At 72.8% G+C, this 25,341-nt stretch carries 28 protein-coding genes; 22 read left to right on the top strand and 6 right to left on the bottom strand.

From position 1 onward, the window contains the following. The first annotated feature begins 66 nt into the window (after positions 1–66). The 11 genes from GVV04_RS14895 to GVV04_RS14945 all read left to right on the top strand — a co-directional run bounded on the left by GVV04_RS14895 (position 67) and on the right by GVV04_RS14945 (position 11,389). Positions 67–471, top strand: a complete 405-nt coding sequence (locus GVV04_RS14895; protein WP_161688630.1) for a DUF485 domain-containing protein — start codon at positions 67–69, stop codon at positions 469–471. Further along, entirely contained in the window at positions 449–2,122 is a 1,674-nt protein-coding gene (locus GVV04_RS14900) for a solute symporter family protein (protein WP_161688632.1), read from the top strand. Before GVV04_RS14895 ends, GVV04_RS14900 begins: the two co-directional genes overlap by 23 nt. Before the next feature lie 101 nt (positions 2,123–2,223). After that, positions 2,224–3,201, top strand: coding sequence for an NAD-dependent epimerase/dehydratase family protein (locus GVV04_RS14905; protein ID WP_161688634.1), 978 nt, complete (start codon positions 2,224–2,226; stop codon positions 3,199–3,201). Between the two features lie 77 nt (positions 3,202–3,278). Continuing rightward, positions 3,279–4,520, top strand: a complete 1,242-nt coding sequence (locus GVV04_RS14910; protein ID WP_161688636.1) for an LCP family protein — start codon at positions 3,279–3,281, stop codon at positions 4,518–4,520. A gap of 220 nt (positions 4,521–4,740) precedes the next feature. Next, entirely contained in the window at positions 4,741–5,931 is a 1,191-nt protein-coding gene (locus tag GVV04_RS14915) for an LCP family protein (RefSeq protein ID WP_161688638.1), read from the top strand. Positions 5,932–6,198: 267 nt separating this feature from the next. Next, positions 6,199–7,119, top strand: coding sequence for an LCP family protein (locus GVV04_RS14920; RefSeq protein WP_456238322.1), 921 nt, complete (start codon positions 6,199–6,201; stop codon positions 7,117–7,119). Positions 7,120–7,197: 78 nt separating this feature from the next. Beyond that, positions 7,198–7,533, top strand: coding sequence for a rhodanese-like domain-containing protein (locus GVV04_RS14925; RefSeq protein ID WP_161689391.1), 336 nt, complete (start codon positions 7,198–7,200; stop codon positions 7,531–7,533). Between the two features lie 11 nt (positions 7,534–7,544). Further along, positions 7,545–8,333: a glycerophosphodiester phosphodiesterase gene (locus tag GVV04_RS14930; RefSeq protein ID WP_161688639.1), complete on the top strand. Its 789-nt coding sequence runs from the start codon at positions 7,545–7,547 to the stop codon at positions 8,331–8,333. Between the two features lie 98 nt (positions 8,334–8,431). Then, complete coding sequence (locus GVV04_RS14935) at positions 8,432–9,886, top strand: PAS domain-containing sensor histidine kinase (RefSeq protein WP_161688641.1); 1,455 nt, start codon at positions 8,432–8,434, stop codon at positions 9,884–9,886. Positions 9,887–9,927: 41 nt separating this feature from the next. Further along, positions 9,928–10,380, top strand: coding sequence for an ATP-binding protein (locus GVV04_RS14940; protein WP_161688643.1), 453 nt, complete (start codon positions 9,928–9,930; stop codon positions 10,378–10,380). A gap of 124 nt (positions 10,381–10,504) precedes the next feature. Further along, positions 10,505–11,389, top strand: coding sequence for a DUF5926 family protein (locus GVV04_RS14945; RefSeq protein WP_161688645.1), 885 nt, complete (start codon positions 10,505–10,507; stop codon positions 11,387–11,389). A gap of 55 nt (positions 11,390–11,444) precedes the next feature. On the opposite strand, the gene GVV04_RS14950 is transcribed toward GVV04_RS14945, so the two are convergent. Next, complete coding sequence (locus GVV04_RS14950) at positions 11,445–12,683, bottom strand: arginine deiminase (protein WP_161688647.1); 1,239 nt, start codon at positions 12,681–12,683, stop codon at positions 11,445–11,447. 164 nt (positions 12,684–12,847) lie between these two features. Between GVV04_RS14950 and GVV04_RS14955 the strand changes: the two genes are divergently transcribed. From GVV04_RS14955 to pheA, 5 genes are all read left to right on the top strand, one after another. Beyond that, the gene (locus GVV04_RS14955) at positions 12,848–13,588 is read left to right on the top strand and encodes a hypothetical protein (protein WP_161688649.1); all 741 of its coding nucleotides are present in this window, start codon (positions 12,848–12,850) and stop codon (positions 13,586–13,588) included. Positions 13,589–13,760: 172 nt separating this feature from the next. Continuing rightward, entirely contained in the window at positions 13,761–14,219 is a 459-nt protein-coding gene (locus GVV04_RS14960; protein ID WP_161688651.1) for a PAS domain-containing protein, read from the top strand. A gap of 93 nt (positions 14,220–14,312) precedes the next feature. Further along, positions 14,313–14,702 (top strand): ACT domain-containing protein, encoded by a 390-nt coding sequence (locus GVV04_RS14965; RefSeq protein ID WP_161688652.1) that lies wholly within the window; start codon positions 14,313–14,315, stop codon positions 14,700–14,702. 151 nt (positions 14,703–14,853) lie between these two features. Next, positions 14,854–15,366, top strand: coding sequence for a hypothetical protein (locus GVV04_RS14970; protein WP_161689392.1), 513 nt, complete (start codon positions 14,854–14,856; stop codon positions 15,364–15,366). A 10-nt stretch (positions 15,367–15,376) separates the two neighbouring features. Beyond that, complete coding sequence (gene pheA / locus GVV04_RS14975) at positions 15,377–16,333, top strand: prephenate dehydratase (RefSeq protein ID WP_161688654.1); 957 nt, start codon at positions 15,377–15,379, stop codon at positions 16,331–16,333. 41 nt (positions 16,334–16,374) lie between these two features. On the opposite strand, the gene GVV04_RS14980 is transcribed toward pheA, so the two are convergent. The 3 genes from GVV04_RS14980 to GVV04_RS14990 all read right to left on the bottom strand — a co-directional run bounded on the left by GVV04_RS14980 (position 16,375) and on the right by GVV04_RS14990 (position 18,131). Beyond that, entirely contained in the window at positions 16,375–17,097 is a 723-nt protein-coding gene (locus GVV04_RS14980; RefSeq protein WP_161688656.1) for an AIM24 family protein, read from the bottom strand. Positions 17,098–17,224: 127 nt separating this feature from the next. Next, the gene (locus GVV04_RS14985) at positions 17,225–17,572 is read right to left on the bottom strand and encodes a metallopeptidase family protein (RefSeq protein WP_328822454.1); all 348 of its coding nucleotides are present in this window, start codon (positions 17,570–17,572) and stop codon (positions 17,225–17,227) included. A 127-nt stretch (positions 17,573–17,699) separates the two neighbouring features. Next, complete coding sequence (locus GVV04_RS14990) at positions 17,700–18,131, bottom strand: OsmC family protein (protein WP_161688660.1); 432 nt, start codon at positions 18,129–18,131, stop codon at positions 17,700–17,702. Positions 18,132–18,258: 127 nt separating this feature from the next. Between GVV04_RS14990 and GVV04_RS14995 the strand changes: the two genes are divergently transcribed. From GVV04_RS14995 to GVV04_RS15005, 3 genes are all read left to right on the top strand, one after another. Next, positions 18,259–19,023, top strand: a complete 765-nt coding sequence (locus GVV04_RS14995; protein WP_161688662.1) for a hypothetical protein — start codon at positions 18,259–18,261, stop codon at positions 19,021–19,023. A 299-nt stretch (positions 19,024–19,322) separates the two neighbouring features. Continuing rightward, positions 19,323–20,144, top strand: a complete 822-nt coding sequence (locus GVV04_RS15000) for an HAD family hydrolase (RefSeq protein WP_161688664.1) — start codon at positions 19,323–19,325, stop codon at positions 20,142–20,144. Further along, a complete protein-coding gene (locus GVV04_RS15005; protein ID WP_161688666.1) occupies positions 20,144–20,956 on the top strand; it encodes an HAD family hydrolase in 813 nt (270 codons plus the stop codon). Before GVV04_RS15000 ends, GVV04_RS15005 begins: the two co-directional genes overlap by 1 nt. Before the next feature lie 36 nt (positions 20,957–20,992). Here GVV04_RS15005 and GVV04_RS15010 read toward each other — a convergent pair whose 3' ends face one another. Then, entirely contained in the window at positions 20,993–21,604 is a 612-nt protein-coding gene (locus GVV04_RS15010) for a bacterial proteasome activator family protein (protein WP_161688667.1), read from the bottom strand. Positions 21,605–21,678: 74 nt separating this feature from the next. Here GVV04_RS15010 and GVV04_RS15015 point away from each other — a divergent pair, with 74 nt between their 5' ends. Next, on the top strand, positions 21,679–22,476 hold the full coding sequence (locus tag GVV04_RS15015) for an alpha/beta hydrolase family protein (RefSeq protein ID WP_161688668.1): 798 nt from the start codon (positions 21,679–21,681) through the stop codon (positions 22,474–22,476). 79 nt (positions 22,477–22,555) lie between these two features. Then, entirely contained in the window at positions 22,556–23,758 is a 1,203-nt protein-coding gene (locus GVV04_RS15020) for an ABC transporter substrate-binding protein (protein ID WP_161688669.1), read from the top strand. A 174-nt stretch (positions 23,759–23,932) separates the two neighbouring features. Here GVV04_RS15020 and ddaH read toward each other — a convergent pair whose 3' ends face one another. Continuing rightward, positions 23,933–24,766, bottom strand: a complete 834-nt coding sequence (ddaH, locus tag GVV04_RS15025; RefSeq protein WP_201753560.1) for a dimethylargininase — start codon at positions 24,764–24,766, stop codon at positions 23,933–23,935. A gap of 60 nt (positions 24,767–24,826) precedes the next feature. On the opposite strand from ddaH, the gene GVV04_RS15030 reads away from it, so the two are divergent. Beyond that, positions 24,827–25,282, top strand: coding sequence for an Lrp/AsnC family transcriptional regulator (locus GVV04_RS15030; RefSeq protein ID WP_161688670.1), 456 nt, complete (start codon positions 24,827–24,829; stop codon positions 25,280–25,282). Positions 25,283–25,341 lie beyond the last annotated feature (59 nt).

The raw sequence follows: 25,341 nt of genomic DNA on the forward strand, positions 1-25,341 counted from the left end.
CGGGCGAGGGGCGCGGTTCCTACCGTGCGCGAAACTCCCCACGCCTGTGAAGGTGGTGATCCACAGATGTCCACGGACACACCCGCGCCCGATGCGCCGTCGCCGGCCGCGCCGGAGACGGCGACCTCGGCCGCGTCCGCCGCTGACCGGTACCTCGCCGTGCAACGGTCGGACGAGTTCGTCGGGTTGCGTCGCGCGCTGCGCGGCTTCGTCTTCCCGATGACCGTCGCGTTCTTCCTCTGGTACGCGCTCTACGTGATCCTGTCCGCGTACGCGCGGGACTTCATGGGCACGCGGCTGTTCGGCAGCCACATCAACGTCGCCCTGGTCTTCGGGCTGCTCCAGTTCGTCTCGACGTTCCTCATCGCCTGGCTCTACTCCCGATTCGCCGACCGGCGGCTCGACCCCGTCGCCGACCGGATCCGCACCGAGATCGGGGAGGTGACCCATGAACACGGTCCTCGCGGCTGAGGCGGGCGGCAGCACCGCCCGCAACCTGACCATCACCCTGTTCCTGGTCTTCGTGGCGATCACCCTCGCCATCACCGTCTGGGCCAGCCGGCAGACCAAGACGGCCACCGACTTCTACGCCGGTGGCCGGTCCTTCTCCGGCTTCCAGAACGGCATGGCGATCGGCGGCGACTACATGTCGGCGGCGTCGTTCCTCGGCATCGCCGGCATCATCGCCCTGTACGGCTACGACGGCTTCCTGTACTCGATCGGATTCCTGGTCGCCTGGCTGGTGGCGCTGCTGCTCGTCGCCGAACTGCTGCGCAACTCGGGCCGGTACACGATGGCGGACGTGCTGGCGTTCCGGATGCGCCAGCGCCCGGTCCGGACGGCGGCGGCGGTCTCCACGATCACCGTGTCGATCTTCTACCTGCTGGCCCAGATGGTCGGCGCGGGCGCGCTGGTGGCGCTGCTGCTCGGCATCAAGCCCGGCACCACGTTCCTCGGCATGGACGCCGACACCGCCAAGATCGCCACGATCGTCATGGTCGGCGCCCTGATGATCATCTACGTCACCGTGGGCGGCATGAAGGGCACCACGTACGTCCAGATCGTCAAGGCGTTCCTGCTGATGACCGGCGCGCTCGTGATGACCCTGCTGGTGCTGGCGAAGTACAACTTCAACCTGTCGGAGCTGCTCGGCAGCGCCGCCGCCTCCTCCGGCAAGGGCGAAGCCCTCCTCAGACCGGGCCTGAAGTACGGCGTCGAGGTCGCCGGCGACGCGACGCAGACGTTCTACAACAAGGTCGACCTGCTCTCGCTCGGCATCGCGCTGGTCCTCGGCACGGCCGGCCTGCCGCACATCCTGATCCGCTTCTACACCGTGCCGACGGCGAAGGCGGCCCGCAAGAGCGTGCTCTGGGCGATCGGCATCATCGGCGCGTTCTACCTGCTCACCCTCGCCCTGGGCTTCGGCGCGGCGGCGCTGGTCGGCAGCAAGGACATCATCGCGCAGGACAAGGCCGGCAACACCGCCGCGCCACAGCTCGCCGAGGCCCTCGGCAGGGAGTTCTTCGGCGGCGACCTCGGCGGGGCGACCCTGCTCGCGATCATCGCGGCGGTCGCCTTCGCCACCATCCTGGCGGTGGTCGCCGGGCTCACCCTGGCCTCGTCGTCCAGCCTCGCGCACGACTTCTACGCCAACGTGGTCAAGAAGGGGCAGGCGTCGGAGCGCCAGGAGGTCCGGGTGGCCCGGCTCTCGGCCCTGGTCATCGGCGCGGTGTCGATCGCCCTGTCGATCTACGCGCAGAGCCTGAACGTGGCCTTCCTGGTGGCGCTGGCATTCGCGGTGGCCGCCTCGGGAAACCTGCCGGCGATCCTCTACAGCCTGTTCTGGCGGCGGTTCAACACCTCCGGCGCGGTCTGGTCGATCTACGGCGGCCTGCTCGCCGCGGTGCTGCTGGTGTTCTTCTCGCCGGTGGTCTCCGGGGCGCCGACCTCGATGTTCCCGGACCACGACTGGCACTGGTTCCCGCTGTCCAACCCGGGCATCCTCTCCATCCCGTTCGGCTTCCTGTGCGGGTGGATCGGCACGGTGATCTCCAAGGAGCACGACGAGGAGAAGTACGCGGAACTGGAGGTGCGGGCGCTCACCGGCGCCGGCGCGCACTGAGTCGGACCCGCTCGGCACCGCACCCGCCGAGCTGTCGAGGGGCCCCCGCCACGCCCGAGGCATTGGCCGGGGGCCCCTCCTCACCTCTGTAGGCTGGCCGTATGAAGGTTGCTCCGCGCTTCGGCCCCGGTCACCGTGTCCTCGTCACCGGCGGCGCCGGCTTCGTGCCGTCGCACCTGGTGGACTCCCTCGTCGCCCGCGGCTGCACAGTGGTGGTGCTGGACAACTTCGTCACCGGCTCCAAGGACAACGTCGCCCACCTGCTGGAGAAGCCGACCTTCACGCTGGTCGAGGCGGACGTCTCCGACGGGCTGCCGAACCACCACCCGGCCCTGGCCGAGCGGTTCGACGCGATCCTGCACATGGCCTCCCCGGCCAGCCCCACGGACTTCGCCACCCTGCCGGTGGAGATCCTCCGGGTCGGCTCGGTGGGCACCCTGCATCTGCTGGACCGCGCGGTCGCCGACGGGGCCCGGTTCCTGATGGCCTCCACCTCCGAGGCGTACGGGGACCCGAAGGAGCACCCGCAGCGCGAGACGTACTGGGGCAACGTCAACCCGATCGGCGTGCGCAGCGTCTACGACGAGGCGAAGCGGTTCTCCGAGGCGGCCACGATGGCGTACCACCGGTACCGGGGGCTGGACGCCGCGATCGTGCGGATCTTCAACACGTACGGCCCGCGGATGCGGCCGGACGACGGCCGGGCCATCCCGACGTTCATCTCGCAGGCGCTGCGCGGCGAGCCGATCACGGTGCACGGCACGGGCGACCAGACCCGGTCGATCTGCTACGTCGAGGACCTGGTGCGCGGCATCCTGCTGCTGCTCGACTCGACCGAGACGGGCCCGGTCAACTGCGGCACCGAGCACGAGCTGACCATGCGGCAACTCGCCGAGTTGATCGTGTCGCTCTCCGGGAGCGCGTCACAGGTGACCTACGTCACCCGGGCTGCCGACGACCCGGAGATGCGCCGGCCGGACCTCACCCTCGCCCGTGAACTGCTCGGATACGAGCCGTCAGTGGCGCCCGAGGACGGCCTCCGACGCACCATCGAGCACTTTCGCGCACGGCTAGGGTAACCGGTCGACGGGCCACGCCCCGCCGGGTGACCTGCGCTTCGGCGCGGCGCTCGACGGGGCTACGTACCCTCGGGTACATGTCAGCGACCACTCCCGCCGGCGTCCCGCTCCCGCACCTGCGTCGCAGCGCCGGACGCGCCTCGGTGCCCGGCCCCGGCCAGGGCTCCTCGGGGCGCGCCCGCGTCTCCGACGCCCAGTGGCCCCCCGCGCCCAGCGACCGCTCGCCGGGCGGCGGCTTCGGCGGCCCGGGTGGGCCCGCCGGCCCTGTCGGGCCCACCCGCCCCGGCGGGCCGAGGCGACCGGGCGGGCAGGGGCCGCGGTGGCGCCGGATCGGCCTGGTGGCCGGCGTGGCGGCGCTGGTGCTCGCGCTGCTCGGTGGTGCGGGCGCCTGGCTCTACACCAGCAACCTCAACGACGACCTGGCCCGCACCGACCCGTTCTCGGAGCTGACGGGCGGTCGCCCGGCCAAGGCGGTGAACGGCGCGCTGAACATCCTGCTGGTCGGCAGCGACTCGCGGGACCCGGACGCCCCGGTGGACCAGCAGAGCCAGTGGCGGGCGGACACGATCATCGTCATGCACATCCCGGCCGACCACAAGTCCGCCTACCTGGTCTCCGTCCCCCGCGACCTGTACGTGCCGATCCCCGAGAACGCCAAGTCGGAGTGCGGCTCGGGACAGCGGGCGAAGATCAACGCGGCGTTCGCGTTCGGCGGCCTGCCGCTGGCCGTGAGGACGGTGGAGTGCTTCACCGACGTACGGATCGACCACGTGCTGGCGATCGACTTCGCCGGCTTCAAGCAGGTCACCGACGCCCTCGGCGGGGTCGACCTGAAGGTGGAGCGGTCGGTCACGTCGATCCACAAGCCGTTCCGGAAGTTCACCAAGGGCACCATGCACATGACCGGCGCCGAGGCGCTGGACTGGATCCGGCAGCGCAAGCAGTTCCCCGACGGTGACTTCGCGCGGATGCGCCACCAGCAGGAGTTCCTGAAGGCGCTGATGGACAAGGCGGCCAGCACGGGGACGCTGACGAATCCGAAGAAGCTGAACGGCTTCCTCCAGTCGGTGACCGACGCGGTCACGGTGGACGAGGGATTCTCGCTGGTCGACATGGCGTTGCAGTTCCGCAGCCTGCGCGGGGACAACCTGATCTTCGTCACCAGCCCGAACTCGGGCAGCGAGACGATCAACGGGGAGTCGGTGGTGGTCTCCGACCGGGAGAAGGCCCTGGGCATGTACAAGGCCATGACGGCGGACACGATGGCCGACTGGGTGAAGGCCAACCCGCCGGCCGGCGGCACGGGTAACGGGAACTGACGCACGGCACCCGTTACTTCGACGGACGTCATCGCCGGTCGGCGGTGGAACCCCTTCGCCGGGGGGCGAACCGCCGACCGGTCGCATCGACCTGGACGTTCGGGCAATTCCCGCAAGCGACGGCCGGTAGAACGGCAGATATCCACGTGACGAACTCGCCTTGACGGGAAGCGGTACGTACAGTGGGCCCGCCCCCCTCAAAACGCGAGCTGGAGCACGCATGCCGGTTCAAGCCAGCCGTCGCCCCCCGTCGCCGGAGCCCGTCGGCGCAGCCGCACGGGTCCCGTCGCAGCCCCGCCGTGGCGGCAAGCGCCCCGGCGGTGGCCCCGCCAAGAAGCGGGCCCGCCGCAAGGACCCTCTCTGGGCGCGTCTCACCGTGGTCTTCGGCGCGGTGTTGATGCTGAGCAGCGGGGTCGCCATCGTGGGCAGCAAGGCGCTCATCGGCCAGGCCACCGGCAGCATCGCCCAGGGCAACCTGCTCGGCGACGCCGGCAAGTCCGACGCCGACGGCGGCGCGAGCCTGGAGGGCCCGATCGACATGCTGCTGCTCGGCGTGGACGCCCGCGAGCGCTGGGCCGCCGACAACGTCCGGGCGGACAGCATCATCGTGCTGCACATCCCCGCCTCGCACGACCAGGCGTACCTGATCTCGATTCCGCGGGACACCCAGACGGAGATCCCGGGCCACGGCGTAGACAAGATCAACGCGGCGTTCCAGGCCGGCGCCCAGAACGGGCGCGGCTGGGAGGGGGGTGCCCAGCTCATGGCCAACACGATCAAGAAGATGACCGGGGTCAGCTTCGACGGCGCGGGGATCATCAACTTCGGCGGCTTCAAGAAGATCATCGACACCCTCGGCACCGTGCGGATCTGCGTCTCCCAGGAGGTCAAGTCGTTGCACATGTCGTACGTCGACGGCAAGCCGATGTGGAACGCGGACGCCAAGAAGACCGGCAAGCCGATGACCCCGGTGGTGCACAAGAAGGGCTGCCGGGAGATGGAGGGCTGGGCGGCGCTGGACTACTCCCGGCAGCGCAAGGGCCTGGACGGCGGCGACTACGACCGCCAGCAGAACCAGCAGCAGCTGATCAAGGCGATGGCGAAGAAGGCGACCGAGAACGGCACGCTGACCAACCCGGTGAAGCTCAACGCGCTGATGAAGGCGGCCGGCGGGGCCCTCGTGCTGGACACCGGCGGGGTGCCGATGATCGATATGATCTTCACGATGCGCGGGGTCACCGGCAACGACCTGACGATGCTGCGCACCAACGGCGGGAAGTTCCACCCCACCGCCGACGGCTCGAAGGAGATGCTGAGCCCGCAGACCCTGGAGATGTTCCAGGCGGTCAAGAACGACAAGCTCGCCGAGTTCGTGTACGCCAACCCGGACGTGCTCTCGACCCGCAAGTAGCCGTCCCACCAGCAGTTGGCCGTCCGGCCCGCAGTTAGCCGTCCCACCTGCGGGTAAGCCGTCTGGCCTGCTCGAAAGCCGCCCGGCGGCCCGACCACCCCCTTAACCTGACGTGAGTAGGTTTCACGTTCGGCGGCGGGGGGCGTCACGACCAGGTCAAAGGAAGCCGGGCGGGGGCGGCGCGAGCCGGCCCGTCGGCGCGTACCCCGGTGGAGCCGGGCCCTCCTCGGGGCCGGCCTGGCCCTCACCCTGCTGGCCGCCGCCGCGGTGGCCGGGCTCAAGATCCTGAGCCACCGGTACGAGCGCACGGTGACCCGGGAGCAACTGCTCGACCCGGATGCCCGGCGGGACCGGACCGACCTCGACGCCGCGCTCAACTATCTGCTGGTCGGCTCGGACCGCCGGGCCGGCAGCACCGCGGACGACCAGCGCTCGGACACCATCCTCGTGGTGCACGTGCCGGCCGGCACGAAGCGGGCGTACCTGATCTCCGTCCCGCGCGACCTGCGGGTGGCCATCCCGCCCGCGCCGAACGGTTGGGGCGGCGGCAGCGACAAGATCAACGCCGCGTACGAGCACGGCGGCGGCGGCGAGGCCGGGGTCCAGCTCCTCTCGGTCACCCTCACCCGGCTCACCGGCCTGCGCTTCGACGGGGCCGCGCTGATCGACTTCGCCGGGCTGCGGCAGGTCATCGACCTGCTCGGCGGCATCCGGATGTGCGTCGACACCGCAGTCCGCTCGATCCACACCAGGACCCTGTTCCCCGTCGGCTGCCAGCAGATGGACGGCGCCCGGGCGCTGGACTACGTCCGCCAGCGGTACGACCTGCCAAGAGGCGACTACGACCGGCAGCGCCACCAGCAGCAACTCCTGCGGGCGATGCTGGACCGGGCCGGCGAGACGAACCTGCGCCGCGACCCGGTGCGGCTGGACCGGCTGATCCGGGCGGTCGGTGCGTCGCTGACCGTCGACACCAACGGGGTGCCACTGGAGGAGCTGGCGCTCACCCTGCGGGACCTGCCCCCGAACGCGCTGACCGGCGTGCAGGTCCCCTCCCACCCGGAGACCATCGACGAGGTCTCCTACGTGGTGCTCGACGGCGGGGGCAACGGCCTGTTCGACGCCGCCCGCAGCGAGCGGATGCCCGACTGGGCCCAGGCCAACCCCGGGTGGATCACCCGGCTCTGAGCGCGCCACGGGCCGGATCGCATCTCTTCCGCACGTCGCCCGCCGGTTCGGTCCGGCGAGGATCTAGGCTTGGTGACCGTGTTCGGACCCCAGGTTCCCACCGTGCCCGTGACCGAGATCGCCGACGACACCTACCTGCTCGACGTACGCGAGGACGACGAGTGGACCGCCGGGCACGCGCCCGACGCCCACCACCTGTCGATGACAGAGCTTCCGGCCCGGCTTGCCGAGGTCCCGACCGATCGTGAGGTGGCGGTGATCTGCCGCTCCGGCGGCCGGTCGGCGCAGGTGGTGGCCTACCTGATGAACAACGGCTGGGACCAGGTGCGCAACGCCGACGGCGGGATGCGCCAGTGGGCCGCCGTCGGGCGACCCGTGGTCGATGCGAACGGGCGGCCGGGCCAGGTCATCTGAGAGCGACGGGCATGGTTCCCCTCGTCTTCGCCCACCGCGGGGCGTCAGCCGACCTGCCGGAGCACACCCTCGCCGCGTACCTGCGGGCCCTCGACGAGGGTGCCGACGGGCTGGAGTGCGACGTCCGGCTGACCCGGGACGGTCACCTGGTCTGCGTGCACGACCGGCGGCTGGGCCGGACCAGCAACGGCACCGGCCTGGTCAGCGCCCGCACGCTCGCCGAGCTGGAGGCGCTGGACTTCGGCTCCTGGCACCCGGGCTGCCCCCCGTCGGACGGCGACGAGCCGCCCGACGAGTCGCACACCCGGCTGCTCACCCTGGAACGGCTGCTGGACGCCGTGCTGGCCGCCGGCCGGCCGGTCCGGCTGCTGATCGAGACGAAGCACCCCTCCCGGTACGGCCGGGACGTGGAGCGCCGCCTGGTGGCCCTGCTGCGCCGGTACGGCCTGGCCGAGCCCGGGCCGGACAGCCCGGTCCGGGTCACCGTGATGTCCTTCTCCCCGCTCGCCGTGCGCCGCGTCCACGACCTGGCCCCCGGCCTGCCCACCGTGCTGCTGCTGGACGTGCTGCCGCGCTGGCTGCCGCCCGGCCGGCTGCCGTCCGGCACCCGGATCGCCGGGCCCGGGGTCGGGCTGGTGCGGTCCCGCCCCCGGCTGTTGCCCACGCTGCGGGCCGCCGGCAACCAGGTGTACGTCTGGACGGTCAACGAGCCGGCCGACCTGGAGCTGGTGCTCGACGCCGGAGTCGACGGGATCATCACCGACCGGCCGGCCCACACGCTGGCCAGGCTGGGCCGGTGAGTCCCCGGGGCGGAATGACCCGCTGGCTCAGCGGCACCGGCCGGATGTCCGAACAGCCAGGGGTGCCAATGGAGGGTTCGGCGCGGCACACTCGGGACATGCCGGAGCGCACCGACCTCGCCGCTCTCATCGTCGGCCATGGCAGGGTGATCGAAATGATCAACTCTGGTGAAGCCGGGCTGCCGGTCCTGAACCGGCTGCTCCAGGTGGTCCTGCCGGCCGTCGGGGCGGCCAGCACGGCGTTCGTGGAGTTCGCGCCCAAGGGCGGCCGGGTGATCGCCGCGACCGAGAACGCCGAGTGGGCCGTCGGCCGCCCGGTGTCGCCCACCGACCCCGCCACCGTCTGCCTGCTCTCCGGCGCCCGCGTCCGCGACATCCGGGTGGACCGGATCCCCGGCCCGATCGGCGAGGAGCTGATCGACCGGGGGCTGCGCCGGATGGTGGTCGCCCGGGCCGAGATCGGCGGGCTCATCGTCGGCAGCCTGCACGCCTTCTACCTCGACCACGACGAGTCGACGGCGGTCGGGCAGCACGAGGTGCTGGCGTACATCGCCGCCTGCATCGCCCACATGTACGGCGACCAGACCGGCCTGCCGGTGCACGGCGACGGCCCGGTGGTGGCGGCGCTGGCCGACGGGCTGGCCGTGGTCGACCGGGGCGGCCACGTCCGGCTGTGGAACCCGGCCGCCGCCGAGGTGACCGGCCTCTCGGTCGCCGAGGCGCTGAACCGTCCGCTGCCGTTCCCGCTCCCCCCGTCCGGTCAGGTCCTCGACCACCGGCTGCCGGACGGCCGCTGGCTGAAGATCACCTCGGGGGAGCTGCCCGGCCCGGGCTCGCTGTGGGTGGTCACCTTCCGGGACATCACCGACCAGCAGCTACGCGACCAGGACCGGGACCTCTTCGTCGCGGTCACCAGCCACGAGCTGCGCACCCCGGTCACCGTCATCAAGGGGTACGCCGACACCCTGACCGACCACTGGGACTCGCTGACCGACGTCGACCGGCGGCACGCCGCCCGGGTCATCGGGCAGCGGGCCAACGAGCTGGCCCGGCTGGTCGACCGGCTGCTCGCCTCCGCCACCGAGGGACGCCCCGGTGAGCCGCTGGCCCCGTTCGACCTCGGCGACGCGCTCCGGTCGGCGGTGGCGGACCTGCCCTCGGACCTGCGCCGCCGGATCGTGCTGGACGTGCCGGCCGGCCTGCCGAAGGCGGTCGGCGAGCGGCAGAGCCTGGCCACGGTGCTGACCGAGCTGGGCACCAACGCCGACAAGTACTCCCCGCCCGACTCCCCGATCGAGATCGCCGCCACCGGCAACGTCCAGACCGTGTCGTTCCGGGTCAGCGACCGGGGCATCGGCATCCGGCCGGAGCACGTGGAGCGGGCCTTCGACCGGTTCTGGCAGGGGGAGTCCGGCGACCGCCGGGGCTACCCGGGCGCCGGGCTCGGCCTGTACCTGGTCCGCCGGATCGTCGAGCAACAGAATGGATGGGTATCCCTCCGGCCGAGGGCAGGTGGCGGTACGGTCGCAGAGGTGCGGCTGCCGCGTACGTGAGCACGGCCCGGGCCGCCACCCGGAAGGCGTGAAGGAGCGCGGTGACCTCAGGGCCGGCCGAGCGGTCGTGGTGCGTGGTGGTGCCGCACCACCCGACCGGCGCGCGCCTGGCCCGGCACCGGCTCGCCGACGAGCTGGCCGGCCTCGTCCCCGCGATGCTGCTGGCCGACCTGGTGGCCGTCCTGGCCGAGCTGGTCGGCAACGCGATCCGGCACGCGGAGCCGCTCCCGGGCGGGGTGGTCCGGGTGGCGTGGCGGATGAGCCCGGCCACCGGCGACGAGCGCCTCGTCCAGCTCCGGGTCACCGACGGCGGGGCGGGCACCGGGCCCCGGATGCGGGCCGCCAGCCAGGACGCCGTCGACGGCCGGGGCCTGCACATCGTCTCCGGCCTGGCCACCCGCTGGGGGGTCGACCGGGACGGCCTCGGGCAGAGCGTCTGGGCCGAGTTCGACCGCACCGGCACCCCCAGCGCGGGCCTCGTCGCCGCCGGCTGATCCTCGTCCCGCCGAGCGGGGCGCCCGGCACCCGCGAGGGCGGGCCGGGTCCGCGAGGGCGGGCCGGGTCCGCGAGGGCGGGCCGGGTCTGCGGCCTCCGGTGGGGCATCTAGGCTGATTCGCCGTGAGCAAGCGTCGAAAGAGCCAGCGGGCCTCCGAAGCCACCCCCAAGCGGGAGAAGGTACGGGACGTCTTCGTCCCCCGACCGTTCGAGGGGCTGACCGACGAGCCGGAGTGGATCGCGCTGCGCGAGCTGGTCCCGGCCGCGTCCGCGCCCCTACGACTCGTCCCCGAACTGGTCGAGGAGCACGGCGACCGAGCCGTCACCCTGGCCACCGTGCTGCCCATGGCGGCCCCGGCGATGACGAAGGCCGACGGCCGGGTCTTCATCGGCCTCCAGCGCCACCAGCAGTCCGGCGACGTCTCCCGGGACCTGGCCGAGGCGCTGCTCTGCGCGCTGCGCGCCGAGCCCGGCAAGCCGGTCGCGGTGCCGCCGCTGCCGGGCCTCGGCCCCCGCCTCCAGGACATCCTGGTCGACGGGCCGCTCGACGTCACCATGCACGAGGGCTTCGAGTTCTGGCTCGACCCGGGGGCCACCGACGACCCGACCGTCCAGGCCTCGCTGGAGCGGGCCAACGCGGCGATCTACCCGACCGTACGGCTCGCCGCGGTGCGGGCCGCGTACTGGTGCCAGGTGCCGGAGAAGGCGCACGTGCGCTGGGTGCTCCCGGACGACGAGGACGCCGCCCTGGACGCGCTGGCCCGGCTGAGCGTTGCGGGCACGCTGCCCCTCGCCGGGAACACGAAGTTCGCCGGCATGTTCCGCGCGCACGGCCGCCTCGTACCCGTCTGGGACCTGCCCGAGGACGTCCCGGCCGCCGACTGGGAGGAGCCGGTGACCGAGTTCGCCAAGCGCTACACCGAGGCGCTGGAGACCGGCGAGGCGCTGGACGCGGCGGGCCGCCGGGCCCGGCACGGTCTGCTCGGCCGTCAGCTCACCCTCCGCTGAGTCACCCGCGCCGGGCGTCGGAAGGTGCCCCTGTCGACGTTCGGCGCGGCCCGCCCTACCGGACGAGGGGTTCGCGGACCAGGGGTTCGCGGACCAGGGGTTCGCGGACCAGGGGGCAGGACATGCACCTCGGGCCGCCCCGGCCGGAGCCCAGCTCGGAGCCGGCGATCGGGATGACCTCGATGCCGGCCCGTTCGAGCTGGGCGTTGGTGCCGGTGTTGCGTTCGTAGCCGACGCACAGCCGGGGGGCCAGCGCGAGGGTGTTGTTGCCGTCGTCCCACTGTTCCCGCTCGGCGGTGACCGGATCGAGGCCGGTGTCGATGACCCGGAGCTGGTCGAGGTCCATCGCGTCGGCGGCGGCACGCAGGAACGGCGCGGGCCCGTCCACCCGCAGCTCGCCGTCCGGCCCGGCCACCACCGTGTACGCGGCCAGGGTGCTCGCCACGTTCGCGTACATCAGCACGGCGTCGACGTCGACCATCGTGCAGATCGTGTCCAGGTGCATGGTGGCCCGTTCCTGGGCGATCGGGACGACCAGGATCGTGTGCGCCAGCCCGGCGGCGAAGACCTGCCGGCCGAGCCGCTCCGCCCCGGCGGGCGTGGTCCGCTCGCCCACCCCGACCGCCAGCACCCCGGGGGCCAGCAGCAGCACGTCGCCGCCCTCCAGGTGCTCCAGCCCCGGGTGGTAGACGAACTCCGTGCCGACGAAGCGCGGGTGGTGCCGGTAGATCGCGTCGGTGATGGTGGTCTCCCGGCGGCGGGCCGGCATGGCCAGGCTGGTCACCCCGACCCGGTCCCCGATCCACAGTGAGGAGTCCCGGGTGAACAGCAGGTTGGGCAGCGGGTCGATGACGAACTCGTGCCGGTCCATCAGGGCGTAGACCAGCCCGCCCGGCCGCTCCTGGCTGATTCGCAGCTCCTCGTGGGCGAGCCCGGCGATGAGCACGTCGGCGAGGGCGGCCGGGTCGAGATAGGCGAGATGGTCGGCGACCCGGCGGCGCAGGGTGTCGCCGAGCCGGGGCGAGCTGAGCACCTGCTCGGTCAGCTCGGCGCGGGCCTCGCCGACGGCCAGCGTCTCGGCCAGTAGGGTGGCGAGGTGGAGCACCTCCACCCCGCGTTCGCGCAGGGCGGCGGCGAAGGCGTCATGCTCCTCCTGCGCCCTCCCAACCCATGGGATGGCGTCGAAGAGGAGAGAGTCGTTGTTGCGCGGGGTGAGTCGGGCCAGCTCCGGCCCGGGTCGGTGCAGCAGCACCGTGCCGAGGCGGCCGACTTCGCTGTCCACGTAGTGGGTCACTCGGCCAAGGGTAGGGCAGAGTTTGGCGGCATCCGGTAAAACATCTGTGGATGAATATGGCATTCATCCGTACTCACTCCGGCGCTCCGACTTGCCGGGTACCCGGTATGTCGACGTAGGGTAGTGAGGACATAACTTCGAGGGACCTTTTGCCGGAGGTCGCGATGACTGTCTTTCCCGCACGCCGAGCCGCACCCACCTCGCGGGCACTGCCGCCCGTGTCGGTGCAGCACCCCCGCGCCGAGGCGCCGGGGGCGCTTGAGCCTGTCCGTCCGAGCCCCCTTGAGTGGGCTCGTCGACGGCGTGCCGAGCGAGGTGCCCGCCGGTTGGAGGCAGCCGGGGCTCGGGCCCTCGGCCGGCTCGACCACCTCGGCCCGTCCTGGCACGTCATCGAGTGGCCCCGCACAGACAATTCGGACCTCCTCCTCGACCAGGGGCAGGACGAGCGGGCCGGGTTCCTCGCAATCGGCCCGAGCGGCCTGTTCGCGGTGACCATCGCCGACCACGGCCGGGCCCGGGTGCTGGTGGCGGGGGACGTCGTCCAGATCAACGGCAAGCGCCCGGCCTATGTGGCCGAGACCCGCCGGGACGCCAGGCGGGCGAGCAAGGCGCTCTCCGCGGCCGTCGGGCTGTCGATCCCGGTGACGCCGGTGCTGACCTTCGTCGGTTCCGGTGTCATCAGCGTGTACGGCCTGCCGAAGGACTGCCTGATGGCCACCCACCGCGAGCTGGACCGCCTGCTCGTGGCCGGAGGCAACCGGATCAGCCCCGCCACCGCCGACAAGCTGGCCCAGGTCGCGCAGCACCCCGGCACCTGGATGAACGGCACGTACCGCCCGGCCGCCGACTACCGGTGGTACGACGACGGCCGAACGGCGGCTGACAAGCCGGCCAACCGCCGGTAACGTCTCCGGCGACGCCATGCGGTCCGGTCAGCCCCCGGAGCACCGGCCGCGACGTCGCCGGCCCCGGGGGCAGGGCAACTGATCACCGGCGGCCTGGTGGCTGAAGTGCGGTCGGTGGCCCCCGCGACAACCGGTTAGCGTGGACAGACCGTCGGTGTACATAGGAGGCGCGGTGGCCCACGTCGAACTCTCGATCTCGGAAGTGTTCGTGCCCGCCGCTCGGACGCCGCCGGAGCAGGAGTCCGACAATTTCGGCCAGTGGTCCGCCACCGTGTCCCACGCGGCCGAGCCCTGCCTGCTGATCGACGCGGACACCCGCGTCGTCGCAATCTCCTCGGCCGGCTGCGAGCTGCTCTGCCTGTGCTGCCCCGAGGACGTGATCGGCCTCCCGCTGCTCGACGGGTGCCTGCGGCTGCTCGACTTCACCGCAAACCGGGGCGAGCTGACCGAGCAGGACACCGACAAGATCCCGCCGCTGCTCGCCCTGCACTCCAAGCGCCTCGCCCGAGGGCTGCTCCGGGTCCAGGCCTCGACGGCGGGCCGGTCGGACGCCACGGTGGACGCCATCTCCACGCCGGTGCTGACCCACGGCGAAGTGGCCGGATCGCTCACCTTCTTCTCCGAGATCTGATCCGCCCATCGCCGTCCTGAACTGCACGAATGTGGTGTTCGCCGCACCCTTTGACGCTGGGTCGGACCGGCACCCAGGCCGTAGGGTGCCCTCATGCTCGATGTCGCTCTGCTGCCGGGGGAGTACGCGGTGTGCCGGCTGCCCGCCGATTCCGCCCTCCGGCCCGACCTGTGGGGCGACCTGGGCGACGGCGAGGTGGTCAGCGTGAGCTGGTCCGCCGACGGGGTCTCGGTGATCTGCCCCGCGTCCCGCGCCCCGGCCGAGGCCGAGGCCGAAACCGACTGGCGGTGTCTGCGGGTCGTCGGGCCCCTCGGCCAGCCGGTGACCGGCACCCTGGCCGCGCTCGTCGCCCCGCTGGCCGAGGCACGGGTCAACGTGGTGGCGTTCTCGACCTACGACACGGACCACGTGCTCGTCCCGGCCGTGCGGCTGGACGAGGCGACCGCCACCCTGCGCCGGGCCGGCCACCGCCTCCTCGACTGACGATCCCCGCCGCCACCCTTCACCTGCGCCCCGGCGGCTCCTACGATGGGCACGGCCACCCGGCCGTCACGACGCTCTTCGATGCAAGGATCGGCTCGTGTCGCCCACCGCACCACACCGCACCGCACCCCGCCGGCCACCCCGCCCGGCCGTGCTGCTCGCCGTCGCGTCCCTCGCTCTCGCGTCCGCCGGCTGCGGCACGCCGCCGGAGCTGCGCGGGCCCGCCCCGGCACCGACCGCCACAGCGGGCACCTCCGCCGGCCCGACCACGCCCGCCACCCCGACCGCCCCGCCGAACCCGGTCCCCCCACCGCCCGTCGTCCCGTCGCCCACCGCCGGCTCCGACCTGGTCGCCACCGCCTGCCGCGAGGGCCCGTCCGGGGACCGGGTGATCACACTGCTGCGGGGCTCGGCCGACGTGCTGCCCCGGGCGGTCGAGGTGCGGGTGCGCACCGGCCCGCTCTGCGCCGGGAACTGGCAGTACACGGTGCTCCGGGTGACCGGGCACGAGGAGCTCCAGGTGGTCACGCGGGGCCGGCCGGGCGCGCTGGAGCTGGTCACCGCCGGCACCGACGTCTGCACCATCGAGGTACGGGTGGCCGGGCCGATCGGCATCCGGACGCTCGCCTGCGACGCCGTCCCGGGGGGCATACCAGGTGCGTAGGCTGGGCGACATGCCCGGAACACCACCCACCCGCTTCGTCTACCTCGGCCCCGAGGGCACCTTCGCCGAGCAGGCGCTGCGCACCGTGCCCGCCGCCGAACACGGCACCCGCACGCCCGCCCGCAGCGTCGGCGAGGCGCTGGAGAGCGTCCGGGCGGGGGACTCCGACGCGGCCCTGGTCCCGTTGGAGAACTCGATCGGCGGCGCGGTCGGGGTGACCCTGGACGAGCTGGCCGAGGGCGAGCCCCTGGTGATCACGCGGGAGGTGATCCTGCCGGTCGAGTTCGTGCTCGGCGCCCGCCAAGGGACGTCCCTGGAGGCGATCCGGTCGGTGGCCGCCCACCCGCAGGCGTCCACCCAGTGCCGTGGCTGGCTGCGCACGTACCTGCCGGACGCCGTCGTGGTCGACGTGCTCTCCAACGGCGCCGCTGCGGCCGGCGCGGCGGGTGGCGGGTACGACGCGGCGATCTGCGCCCCCATCGGGGCGGCTCGGCACCGGCTGGCCGTGCTGGCCGACAAGATCGCCGACCACGCCGACGCGGTGACCCGGTTCGCCCTGCTGTCCCGCCCCGGCCCGCCGCCGACCCCCACCGGGGACGACGTGACGTCGTTGGCCGTCTACATCGCCCACGACCGGGTGGGCGCCCTGCTGTCGGTCCTGATGGAGCTGGCCGTGCGCGGGGTCAACCTGACCCGGATCGAGTCCCGACCGACCGGCGAGGCGCTGGGCCGGTACGTCTTCTTCCTCGACTGCACCGGCCACGTGGCCGACGTCCGGCTCGGGGAGGCGCTGCGGGGGCTGCGCCGGGTCTGCGCGGACGTGCGCTTCCTCGGGTCGTACCCCCGGCACCGCTGGGCCGACGGGGCGGCCGAGCGGCCGGTCCCCGCGCCGGCCGGCCTCTCGGACGCCGACTACGCCGACGCGGCGGCCTGGCTGGCCCGGTTGCGTGCCGGCGAGCTGAGCTGAGACCGGGGTGCCCGGTTGCGCGGGCACCCCGCCCCGGTCGGTCAGCTCAGCAGGCCGCCGAGCAGGCCGCCCTGCTGCTCCTGGGCGCCGCTGCCGGCGACCGGCGGCTCCTCGGAGGGCTGCACCACCACGAAGCCCTGCCCGGCGAAGCTCATCGTGAACGCCTCGCCGGTGGTGCGGCCCAGCAGTGAGCCCAGGCCGAGCTGCTCGGCCCGGTGGTAGCCGGTCTGGAGGTTGGCCGACCAGCAGACAGCGGCCTGCGGGTCGACGTACGTCGGGGCGTCGACGTTGAGCACCACCGGGGTGCCCTTCGTGGTGATCGCGATCCGGCCGTGGCCGGTGAAGACGCAGTTGAACAGGCCGGACGAGGAGGCCATCCCGGCGCCGCCCACCATCTTGATGTCGTACTGGAGGGTGGAGTCGAAGGCCAGCACGCTGGAGCCGTTGATGGACAACGCGTCGCCCGGCTCCAGGTCGACGATGTGCACGTCCTTGGCCAGCTCGGCGAGGAAGACGTCACCCCGGCCGCTGAGCTTCATCAGCGGGACGCCCTCGCCGGTGAGCTTCTGCTTGAGGAACTTGCCCAGGCCGCCGGAGCCGAGCGCCTGGAACTGCACCTGGCCCTGGTAGGCGACCATCGACCCGACCCGGGCCATCGCCTCGCCGTTGAGCTCGATCTTCAACATCTTGGAGTTCTGCAGCCGCATGCCGGGCTGGGCGGACTCCTTCTCCAGGTTCTCTGCGGAGAACAGCGCGCTGCGCATGGAAGTGCCTCCTGAGTCGGGGTATCTGCCCGGAGGGTAGGTGGCCAGCGCAACCGGCGGCATCGGCCGAGCGGGGCCGTCGAGCCGGCCCGGTGACGCTCGCCGGGGGCGGCGCAGGGGTGGGGTCTCAGCCCCAGCCGAGGTCGTGCAGCCGGTCGTCGTCGATGCCGAAGTGGTGGGCGATCTCGTGCACCACGGTCACCGCCACCTCGTCGACGACGTCCTCCTCGGTGTCGCAGATCCGCAGGATGGGACGGCGGTAGATGAGGATCCGGTCCGGCAGGACGCCGGAGTAGTCCCAGCCGCGTTCGGTGAGCGCGTGCCCCTCGTAGAGGCCGAGCAGGTCGCCGTCGCCCGGGGGCGGGTCGTCCTCGACCAGGATCACCACGTTGCTCATCAGCCCGAGTAGTTCCTCGGGCACCTCGTCGAGGGCTTCGCCGACCAGCTCCTCGAATCGTTCCCGACTCATCTCCACCGCCACGCCCCCATTCTTCCCGAGCCGGCCCGCCCCGCCGAGCCCAAGATCCGGCCCGGGACGCCGAGGCCCCCGTCCGGGTCGGACGGGGACCTCCGCGACGGGCGGGCGCGGTGCGCCGGAGGGATCAGGAGGCGATGCGGGCGGTGAGGCTGATCTGGGCGCCCGGGGAGAGCAGCCGCGAGATGGGGCAGTTCTCCTTGGCTGTCTCGGCCAGCTTGGTGAACTGGACCTCGTCGAGGCCCGGCGCCTGGCCGACCGTCTCCAGGTCGATCCGGGTGACGGTCATCCCCGCGTCGGTCTTGTCGAAGTGCACCTTGGCGGCGGTCTCCACCCAGGTGCCGGTGACGCCGGCGTCGGCGAGCTGCTTCGAGAACGCCATCGAGAAGCAGGCGGCGTGGGCCGCCCCGATCAGCTCCTCGGGGTTGGTCCCCTCGCCCTCCTCGAAGCGCGACTTGAAGGAGTAGTTCCCCTGGAGCCCGCCCTTGCCGGTGCGGACCGTGCCGGAACCCTCGGTGAGATCGCCCTGCCAGCGTGCGGATGCGGTACGGATAGGCATGCACCGACGCTAACCGAAAGCCGGACGGCGGGCGACCGACTGCGTCCGATCGGATCCGGTTCCCGGCCGTGCGGTGTCGGCTGTGTCATGATTCGGCTCAGGCCCGCGAGCGGTGGAGAGGTGGCCGATGTCCCAGGATCTCCCCATCCCCCGGCAGGACACCCGGTCCGACGGCACGGCCGTCCTGGAGTGGGGCGGTTCCGAACCCACGCCTCCCGGGCGGGCCGGCCGGGCGCTCGCGGGGCTGGGACGGGACTGGCGGCTGCCGCTGCTGCCGGCCGGTCTCGGTGTCGCGGCTGCCTTCGCCTCCCTGGTCGGTGAGTGGATGGTGCTGACCGTGCCGAACGGGGGCCCCGAGGGCAACACCACGTTGCGGGTGCCGGGCGGGGTGTCCGACATCGGCGGGTTCGGGGTGGGGTACCTGATGGGGCTCTTCGCGCTGGCCGCGGCGGTGGCCCTGGCCCTGCGGGGCACGCCCACTGTGCGGCACAACGCGCGGGTGGCCGGCCTCGCTCTGGCGGCGGCCCTGCTCGGTCTCCTGGTCGCCACGGCGTTCTCGCTCGACGACTCCGGCCAGCGCACCTTCTTCTACTCCTCCGAGGACGGTTTCCGGGTCGAGTACGGCCGGGGCCTGGTGATGGCCTTCGCGGCCTGTGCGCTGCTGACTGTGGCGCTGCACCTCGCCGGCCGGGTGCCGGCCCCCGGCCCGCCCGGCCGGGAGAACGCCCCGGTCGACGGGGCCGGGCCGGCGGACCCCGAGCCCGAGCCGGGCCGCTGGGGCTGGCGGGGAGGCACACCCCGGTCGGGCCGCGACGCCGGCCTGCCGCCCGCGCCGGCGGACCTCACCGTCCAACCCACGCTGCCGTTCGCCCGCCCCGAACCGCCCGCCTGACAACCGCCCGGCCGCCGGGGCCGGTGACCCGCACGTCCCCCTGGCCGGCCCGGCCCACCCCGCCACCTGACGGCGCGAGCCCGGCACCCCGCCGGCATCTCCCGACCCGGCTGCACCACGCCGCTCACGGCCGGCGGCCGGAACACCGGGTGGCCATCCACCGGCGCCGGCCGGTTCGCCGGGAAGCCATGTTGCGACCTTCACGGCGAGGTACGGTTGCTGCCCGCCGTCACTCCCGGTCAAGGCACCGACGACCGAACGAACAGGCCGGCGCGACGGCGGCGGGCGAAGGAGGAACGATGACCCGCCCGGGACTACCCAAGCTGATCGCCACCGACCTCGACGGGACCCTGGTCCGCAGCGACGAGACGGTCTCCGCGTACACGCACGAGGTGCTCGACCGGGTGCGGGCCGCCGGCATCCCCGTGGTCTGCGCGACCGGTCGGGGGCCACGGCTGACCGAGCTGACCCGCAACGACATCCGCGCCGCCGACTTCCTGGTGATGGCCGGCGGGGGCCGGGTGGTCGACCAGAGCGACCCGGCCGGCCCGCTGGTGCTGCGCGACGAGCGGCTCTCCGGCGAGGTGCTGGCCCGACTGATCGCCGACCTGGAGGCCGTGGTCGGTCCCCTCACCGTGATGGTCGAGGCGTCCGACGAGCACGACGCCCCGCTCTGGGGCGACTACCACCCGAGCTGGCCGTACCCGGACCGGTTCGAGGCCCGCACCCGCAACGAGTGCCTCTCCGGCGACGTGATCAAGGCATTCGCCCGAACCGCCGAACACCACGTGGACACGCTGCTGGAGACCGCCCGCCGGATCATCCCGGCGGAGGTCGCCTCGTTGACCCAGGCCGGGCTCGGCTTCATCGAAATCTGCGCGCCCGGGGTCGACAAGGCGTCCGGGCTGACCGTGGTGGCGCAGCGGCTCGGGGTGGACCCGGCCGAGGTGCTGGTCTTCGGCGACATGCCCAACGACCTGCCGATGTTCGCGTGGGCCGGGTGGGGCCGGGTGGCCGTCTCCAACGCCCACCCGGCGGTCCGGGCCGCCTCCGACGAGGTGACCCTGCGCAACGACGACGACGGAGTCGCGGTCTACCTGGACCGACTACTCTCCCGGTGATGGGAGAGACACCTCGGCTGATCGCCACCGACATCGACGGCACGCTGCTCGGCGACGACCGCACGATCAGCCCACGCACCCAGGACGCGCTGGCCCGGATGTCCGCCCGGGGCACCCCGGTCGTGCTGGTCACCGGCCGCCCGCTCCGCTGGCTCTCCCTGGTGTACGAGCAGCTCGCCGAGCCGCTGCCGGCGATCTGCGCCAACGGCGCCGTGGTGTACGACCCGGTGACCGACGAGGTGATGCGGGCCGACCCGCTCGCCCCGGAACTGCTCGCCGAGGTGGCCCGCCGACTGCGCGCCGAGGTGCCCGGGGTGAGCTTCGCCGTGGAGATCGTCGACAGCCGCGAGATGCGGCACGAGGCGGGCTACCCGCTGCGCTGGGACGCCGACGCCGAGGCGATCCGGGCGATCACCTCGCCCGAGGAGCTGCACTCGGTGCCGGCGGTGAAGCTGCTGGCCCGGGCCGGGGAGCAGGATCCCGACGTGTTCGTCCAAGTGGTCGCCGGGGCGCTGCGCGGGCTGGCCGAGGCGACCCACTCGTCGTACACGGGGCTCGTGGAGATCTCGGCGGCCGGGGTGACCAAGGCCGCCGGGCTGGCCTGGTACTGCACCCGGGCCGGCATCGACCAGCGGGACGTGCTGGCCTTCGGCGACATGCCCAACGACGTGCCGATGCTGACCTGGGCAGGTCGGGGGGTGGCGGTCGCCAACGCGCACCCCGCCGTCCTGGAGATCGCCGACGAGGTCACCTCGGCGAACTCGGAGGACGGCGTGGCCGCGTACCTGGAGAAGGTCTTCGGGGTGGGGTGAGCCGCGCCGGGCCGCGGACGGCCCGGCGCGCGGCGGTCAGAGGTACTGGCCGGTGCTGTGCCCCTCGCCGCCCTGCGGCTGGCCCATGCCTGGCATGCCCGGCATGCCGGGCACCAGCCCGCCCGGGCCGCTGGGCAGCGCCTGCCGGCCAGAGCGCATCTGCTCCAGCTGCACCCGGGCGGCCATCTGCTGGGCCACCAGGGCCGCCTGGATGCCGTGGAACAGCCCCTCCAGCCAGCCGACGAGCTGGGCGTGGGCGATCCTCAGCTCACCCTCGCTGGGCGCCTTGTCCTCGGCGAAGGGCAGCGAGATCCGCTCCAGTTCCTCGCGGAGCTCGGGGGCCAGGCCCTCCTTCAACTCGACGATCGAGCGCTCATGGATCTCCCGCATCCGGTGCCGGCTCGCATCGTCCAGCGGCGCGGACTTGACCTCCTCCAGCAGCTGTTTGATCATGCTGCCGATCCGCATCACCTTGGCCGGCTGCTCCACCAGGCGCGTCGGGTCCTCCCCGGCGGTCTCGTCGGTCTGCACGGTGCCGACCGGCCGGCCGTCCGGGCCGACCACCACCACCATTCCGGCGCCCCCGACACCCTCGTGATCCGACTCGTCGTTCTGTCCAGCGGAGTGAGCTTCGGTCATGCGTCCCATCTTCGCCCAGCCGAGAGGCGGCACGCTCGCCGGGACCGATCCTGGCTGCGAGTTCCCGCGCTACCGTCGCCGGCATGCCCGCCGACCCCCGTGCCGTGCTCGACCGTCCCGCCCCCGCCCCGGACGCCACCGTCGCCTACGGCGGGCATCCGGACCAGGTCGCCGACCTGCGCCGCCCGGCGGGGAACGGCCCGCCCCGGCCGCTGGTCGTGGTGGTGCACGGCGGCTTCTGGCGGGCGGAGTACGACCGGGCCCACACCGGCCCGCTGGCGGTGGCCCTGGCCGGGCTCGGTCACCCCGTGGCCCAGTTGGAGTACCGGCGGACCGGGCAGCCGGGGGGCGGCTGGCCGGGCACCCTGACCGACGTGCTGGCCGGGGTGGCGGCGCTGCCGGGGCTGGCCGGGCCGGTGCTGGGTGATCGGCTGCGACCCGGCCCGCCGCTGCTGGTCGGGCACTCGGCCGGCGGCCACCTCGCGCTGTACGCCGCCGCGTCCGCCCCGGACACGGTGGCCGGGGTGCTGGCGCTGGCCCCGGTGGCCGACCTCGCCGAGGCGTACCGGCTGGACCTGGACTCGGGCGCGGTGGCGGCGCTGCTCGGCGGCGGCCCGGCGGAACACCCCGAGCGGTACGCGGACGCGGACCCCTCGGCTCGGTTACCGCCATCGACACCGACCGTGGTCGTGCACGGCACCCTGGACCGGCAGGTGCCGGTGGCGCTGAGCAGGTCCTACGTCGCCGCAGCGCGGTCGGCGGGGAGCCGGGTCCGCCTGATCGAGCTCCCTGGATGCGAGCATTTCGGGCTTATCGATCCGGAGTCGTCCGCCTGGCCCGAAGTGGCCCTTGCGCTGCGTTCCTTGCAGGTTGATCCCTGATCATTGACGCAGCGTCGCGGAGCGGGTAGAACGCCGAGGGGGGCGGTATCGGCCCTGCTCAGCTCCCGGAAGGAACTCGGTGTCCCAGATGAACCGTAGGCGGGCGCTCCAACTGTTGGCCGCTCTCGGTACCACCGGCCTCACCACCGCCTGCGCCACGGAGGACGAGGACGACTCGGCCCCCACCGGCGCCCCTGTCAAGATCGGCCTCATCGCGCCGCAGTCCGGCGGCTACAAGGCCATCGGCGACGAGGTCCTCAACGGCTTCCAGCTCTACCTCACCCTGCACGACCAGCAGCTCGGCGGCCATCCGGTGACCCTGCTGACCGCCGACGAGGGCGACGACGCCAAGACCGGCAAGGCGGCGGTGGACAACCTGCTCAAGCAGGGCGCGCTGGCGCTGACCGGGGTGGTCAACTCGGCGGTCATGGTCGGCATCCGGGACACCGTGGAGAAGGCCCGGGTCCCGCTGATCGGCTCCAACGCCTCCCCGAAGAGCCTGCAGAGCGTCGTCTACATCTGGCGCACCTCGTACGTGCTGGACGAGCCGGGCCGGGCGCTCGGCCCGTACATGGCACAGCGGCTTCCCGCCGGCAGCCGGATCTCCATCATCGCGCCGGACAACCTGGGCTCCCGGGACGTGATCCAGGGCCTCCAGGCCCAGTTCAGCTCGGCCGGTGCGGCGGACCCCAGGATCTCCGACCCGGTGATCTGGGCCGACCCCACCACCACCCCGGACAGCACCACCTACGCCGCCGACATCCGCAGGGCGATAACCCGGAAGCCGGACGCGATCTTCTGCCACTTCGCCGGGCCGGCCGCAGTGCAGTTCATCAAGCAGTTGCACCGGGAGCGGTACGCCGGCCCGATCTACGCCACCGGCTTCCTGACCGAGGGCACGGTGCTCAACGAGGTGCAGGAGGTGGAGACGCGCAACATCGTGACCGCGCTGAACTACTCCGCCGACCTCAACAACACCGCGAACCGCACCTTCGCCGCGGCGTACCGCAAGACCCACGGCACGTCGCCCACCACCTACGCGATGGCGTCGTACGACGCGGCTCAGGTGCTGGACAAGGCGATCCGGCTGGCCGGGTCGAACCCCACCTCACAGCAGGTCAACCTGGCGATGGGCAAGATCGGCCAGATCGACAGCCCGCGCGGGGCGTGGCAGTTCAACCAGCCGCGTACCCCACAGCAGAAGTGGTACCTGCGCAAGGTCCAGCGGGACGGCCGGCTGCTGTCCAACGTGCTGATCAACGAGCTGGCCACGCTCGGCTGAACGGGCCCGCCGCGACGCAGGCAGGTGCCGAGGGCTCGGCTGAACGGGCCGCGCCGCCGGCCCGGCAGGTGTTGAACGGCAACGGACGCGCGAGGGCCGGTCTCCCCCAGGTGAGACCGGCCCCTCCCCGTCGGCACGCCCGTGCGGTGGTGCGTCCGCCGAGCGCCGCCGTGGTCAGTGGCGCAGCTCGGCGACGCAGCACTTCACGCTGCCGCCGCCCTTCTTCAGCTCGGACAGCTCGACCGGCACCGGCGTGTAGCCGGCGGCCTTGAGCCTGCCGGCGAGCCGGGTCGCGGCCCCGTTGAGCACGACGTTCGCGCCGTCGCTGACCAGGTTCAGCCCGAAGGCCAGGGCGTCGGCGTCGTCGGCGAGCACCGCGTCCGGGAAGAGCTGGGCGAGGACCCGCTGGCTGGCCGCCGAGAAGGCACCCGGGTAGTAGGCGATGTTCCCGTCGTCGATCGAGGCCAGCGCCACGTCGAGGTGGTAGAAGCGCGGGTCGACCAGGTGCAGCGACACCACCGGTCGACCGAGCGCCTCCTGCGCCTCGGCGTGCGCGGGCAACTCGGTGCGGAAGCCGTGGCCGGCGAGGATCAGGCCCCCGTGCGCCTCCGGCAGGTACGCGAAGTCGCCCTCGCCCTCGTTGGTCTCGCCCGGTGCGATGAACCGCCACCCCTGGGCCTCGTAGAACGCCCGGTGCAGGGCGGCCTCGGCGGCCCGCTGCTCGTGCTTGTACCGGGCGCCGTACACCGTTCCGTCGACCATGAACGCGCCGTTGGCGGCGAACACCATGTCGGGCAGCCCCGGCTCGGGAGTGAGCAGGTGTACCTCGTGACCGAGGCCGACCAGGGTCCCCCGCAGGCGGTCCCACTGTCTGACCGCCAGCTCCGCGTCGACGGGAGTGGCGACGTCCATCCAGGGGTTGATCGCGTACTCGACGGCGAAGCGCTCCGGCGAGCACATGAGATATGTCCGCTTTCGCAGGACTCGCTGCTGGTTCACGGTGACCAAGAGTAGGTACCGTACAACTTTGGTAACAGCCACAACCATTGCTTCCCCGAAGGCGAAACGTTGCAGATAGACGCCGTAGACCAGCGAATCATTGCGTTACTCGTGGCAGACGCGCGCGCGTCGTACGCCGACATCGGCACCCGGGTCTCACTCTCCGCCCCCGCCGTCAAACGCCGGGTCGACCGGCTGCGCGCCACCGGGGTGATCCGGGGGTTCACGGCCGTCGTCGACCCGGCCGCCGTCGGCTGGACGACAGAGGCGTTCGTCGAGCTGTTCTGCGCCGGACGGACCACTCCCGCCCAGATCGGCGTGGCCGTCCGCCGGCACCCCGAGGTGGTCGGCGCATACACCGTCTCCGGGGAGGCGGACGCGCTGGTGCACCTGCGCGCTGCGGACATCGCCCACCTGGAGGATGCCCTGGAACGGCTGCGCGCCGAGTCCTTCGTCACCTCGACCCGGAGCACCATCGTGCTGTCCCGCCTGGTCGAATCCCCCGGCGTCGGCCCCTCCGCGTAAGCCGCCCGGGAACCGGCGTCGGCCCCACCGCGGCGGGGCTGGGAACCGGAGCCGGACGC

It is taken from the genome of Micromonospora rubida (genome assembly GCF_009908295.1).
In the GTDB taxonomy this organism is placed as follows: domain Bacteria; phylum Actinomycetota; class Actinomycetes; order Mycobacteriales; family Micromonosporaceae; genus Micromonospora; species Micromonospora rubida.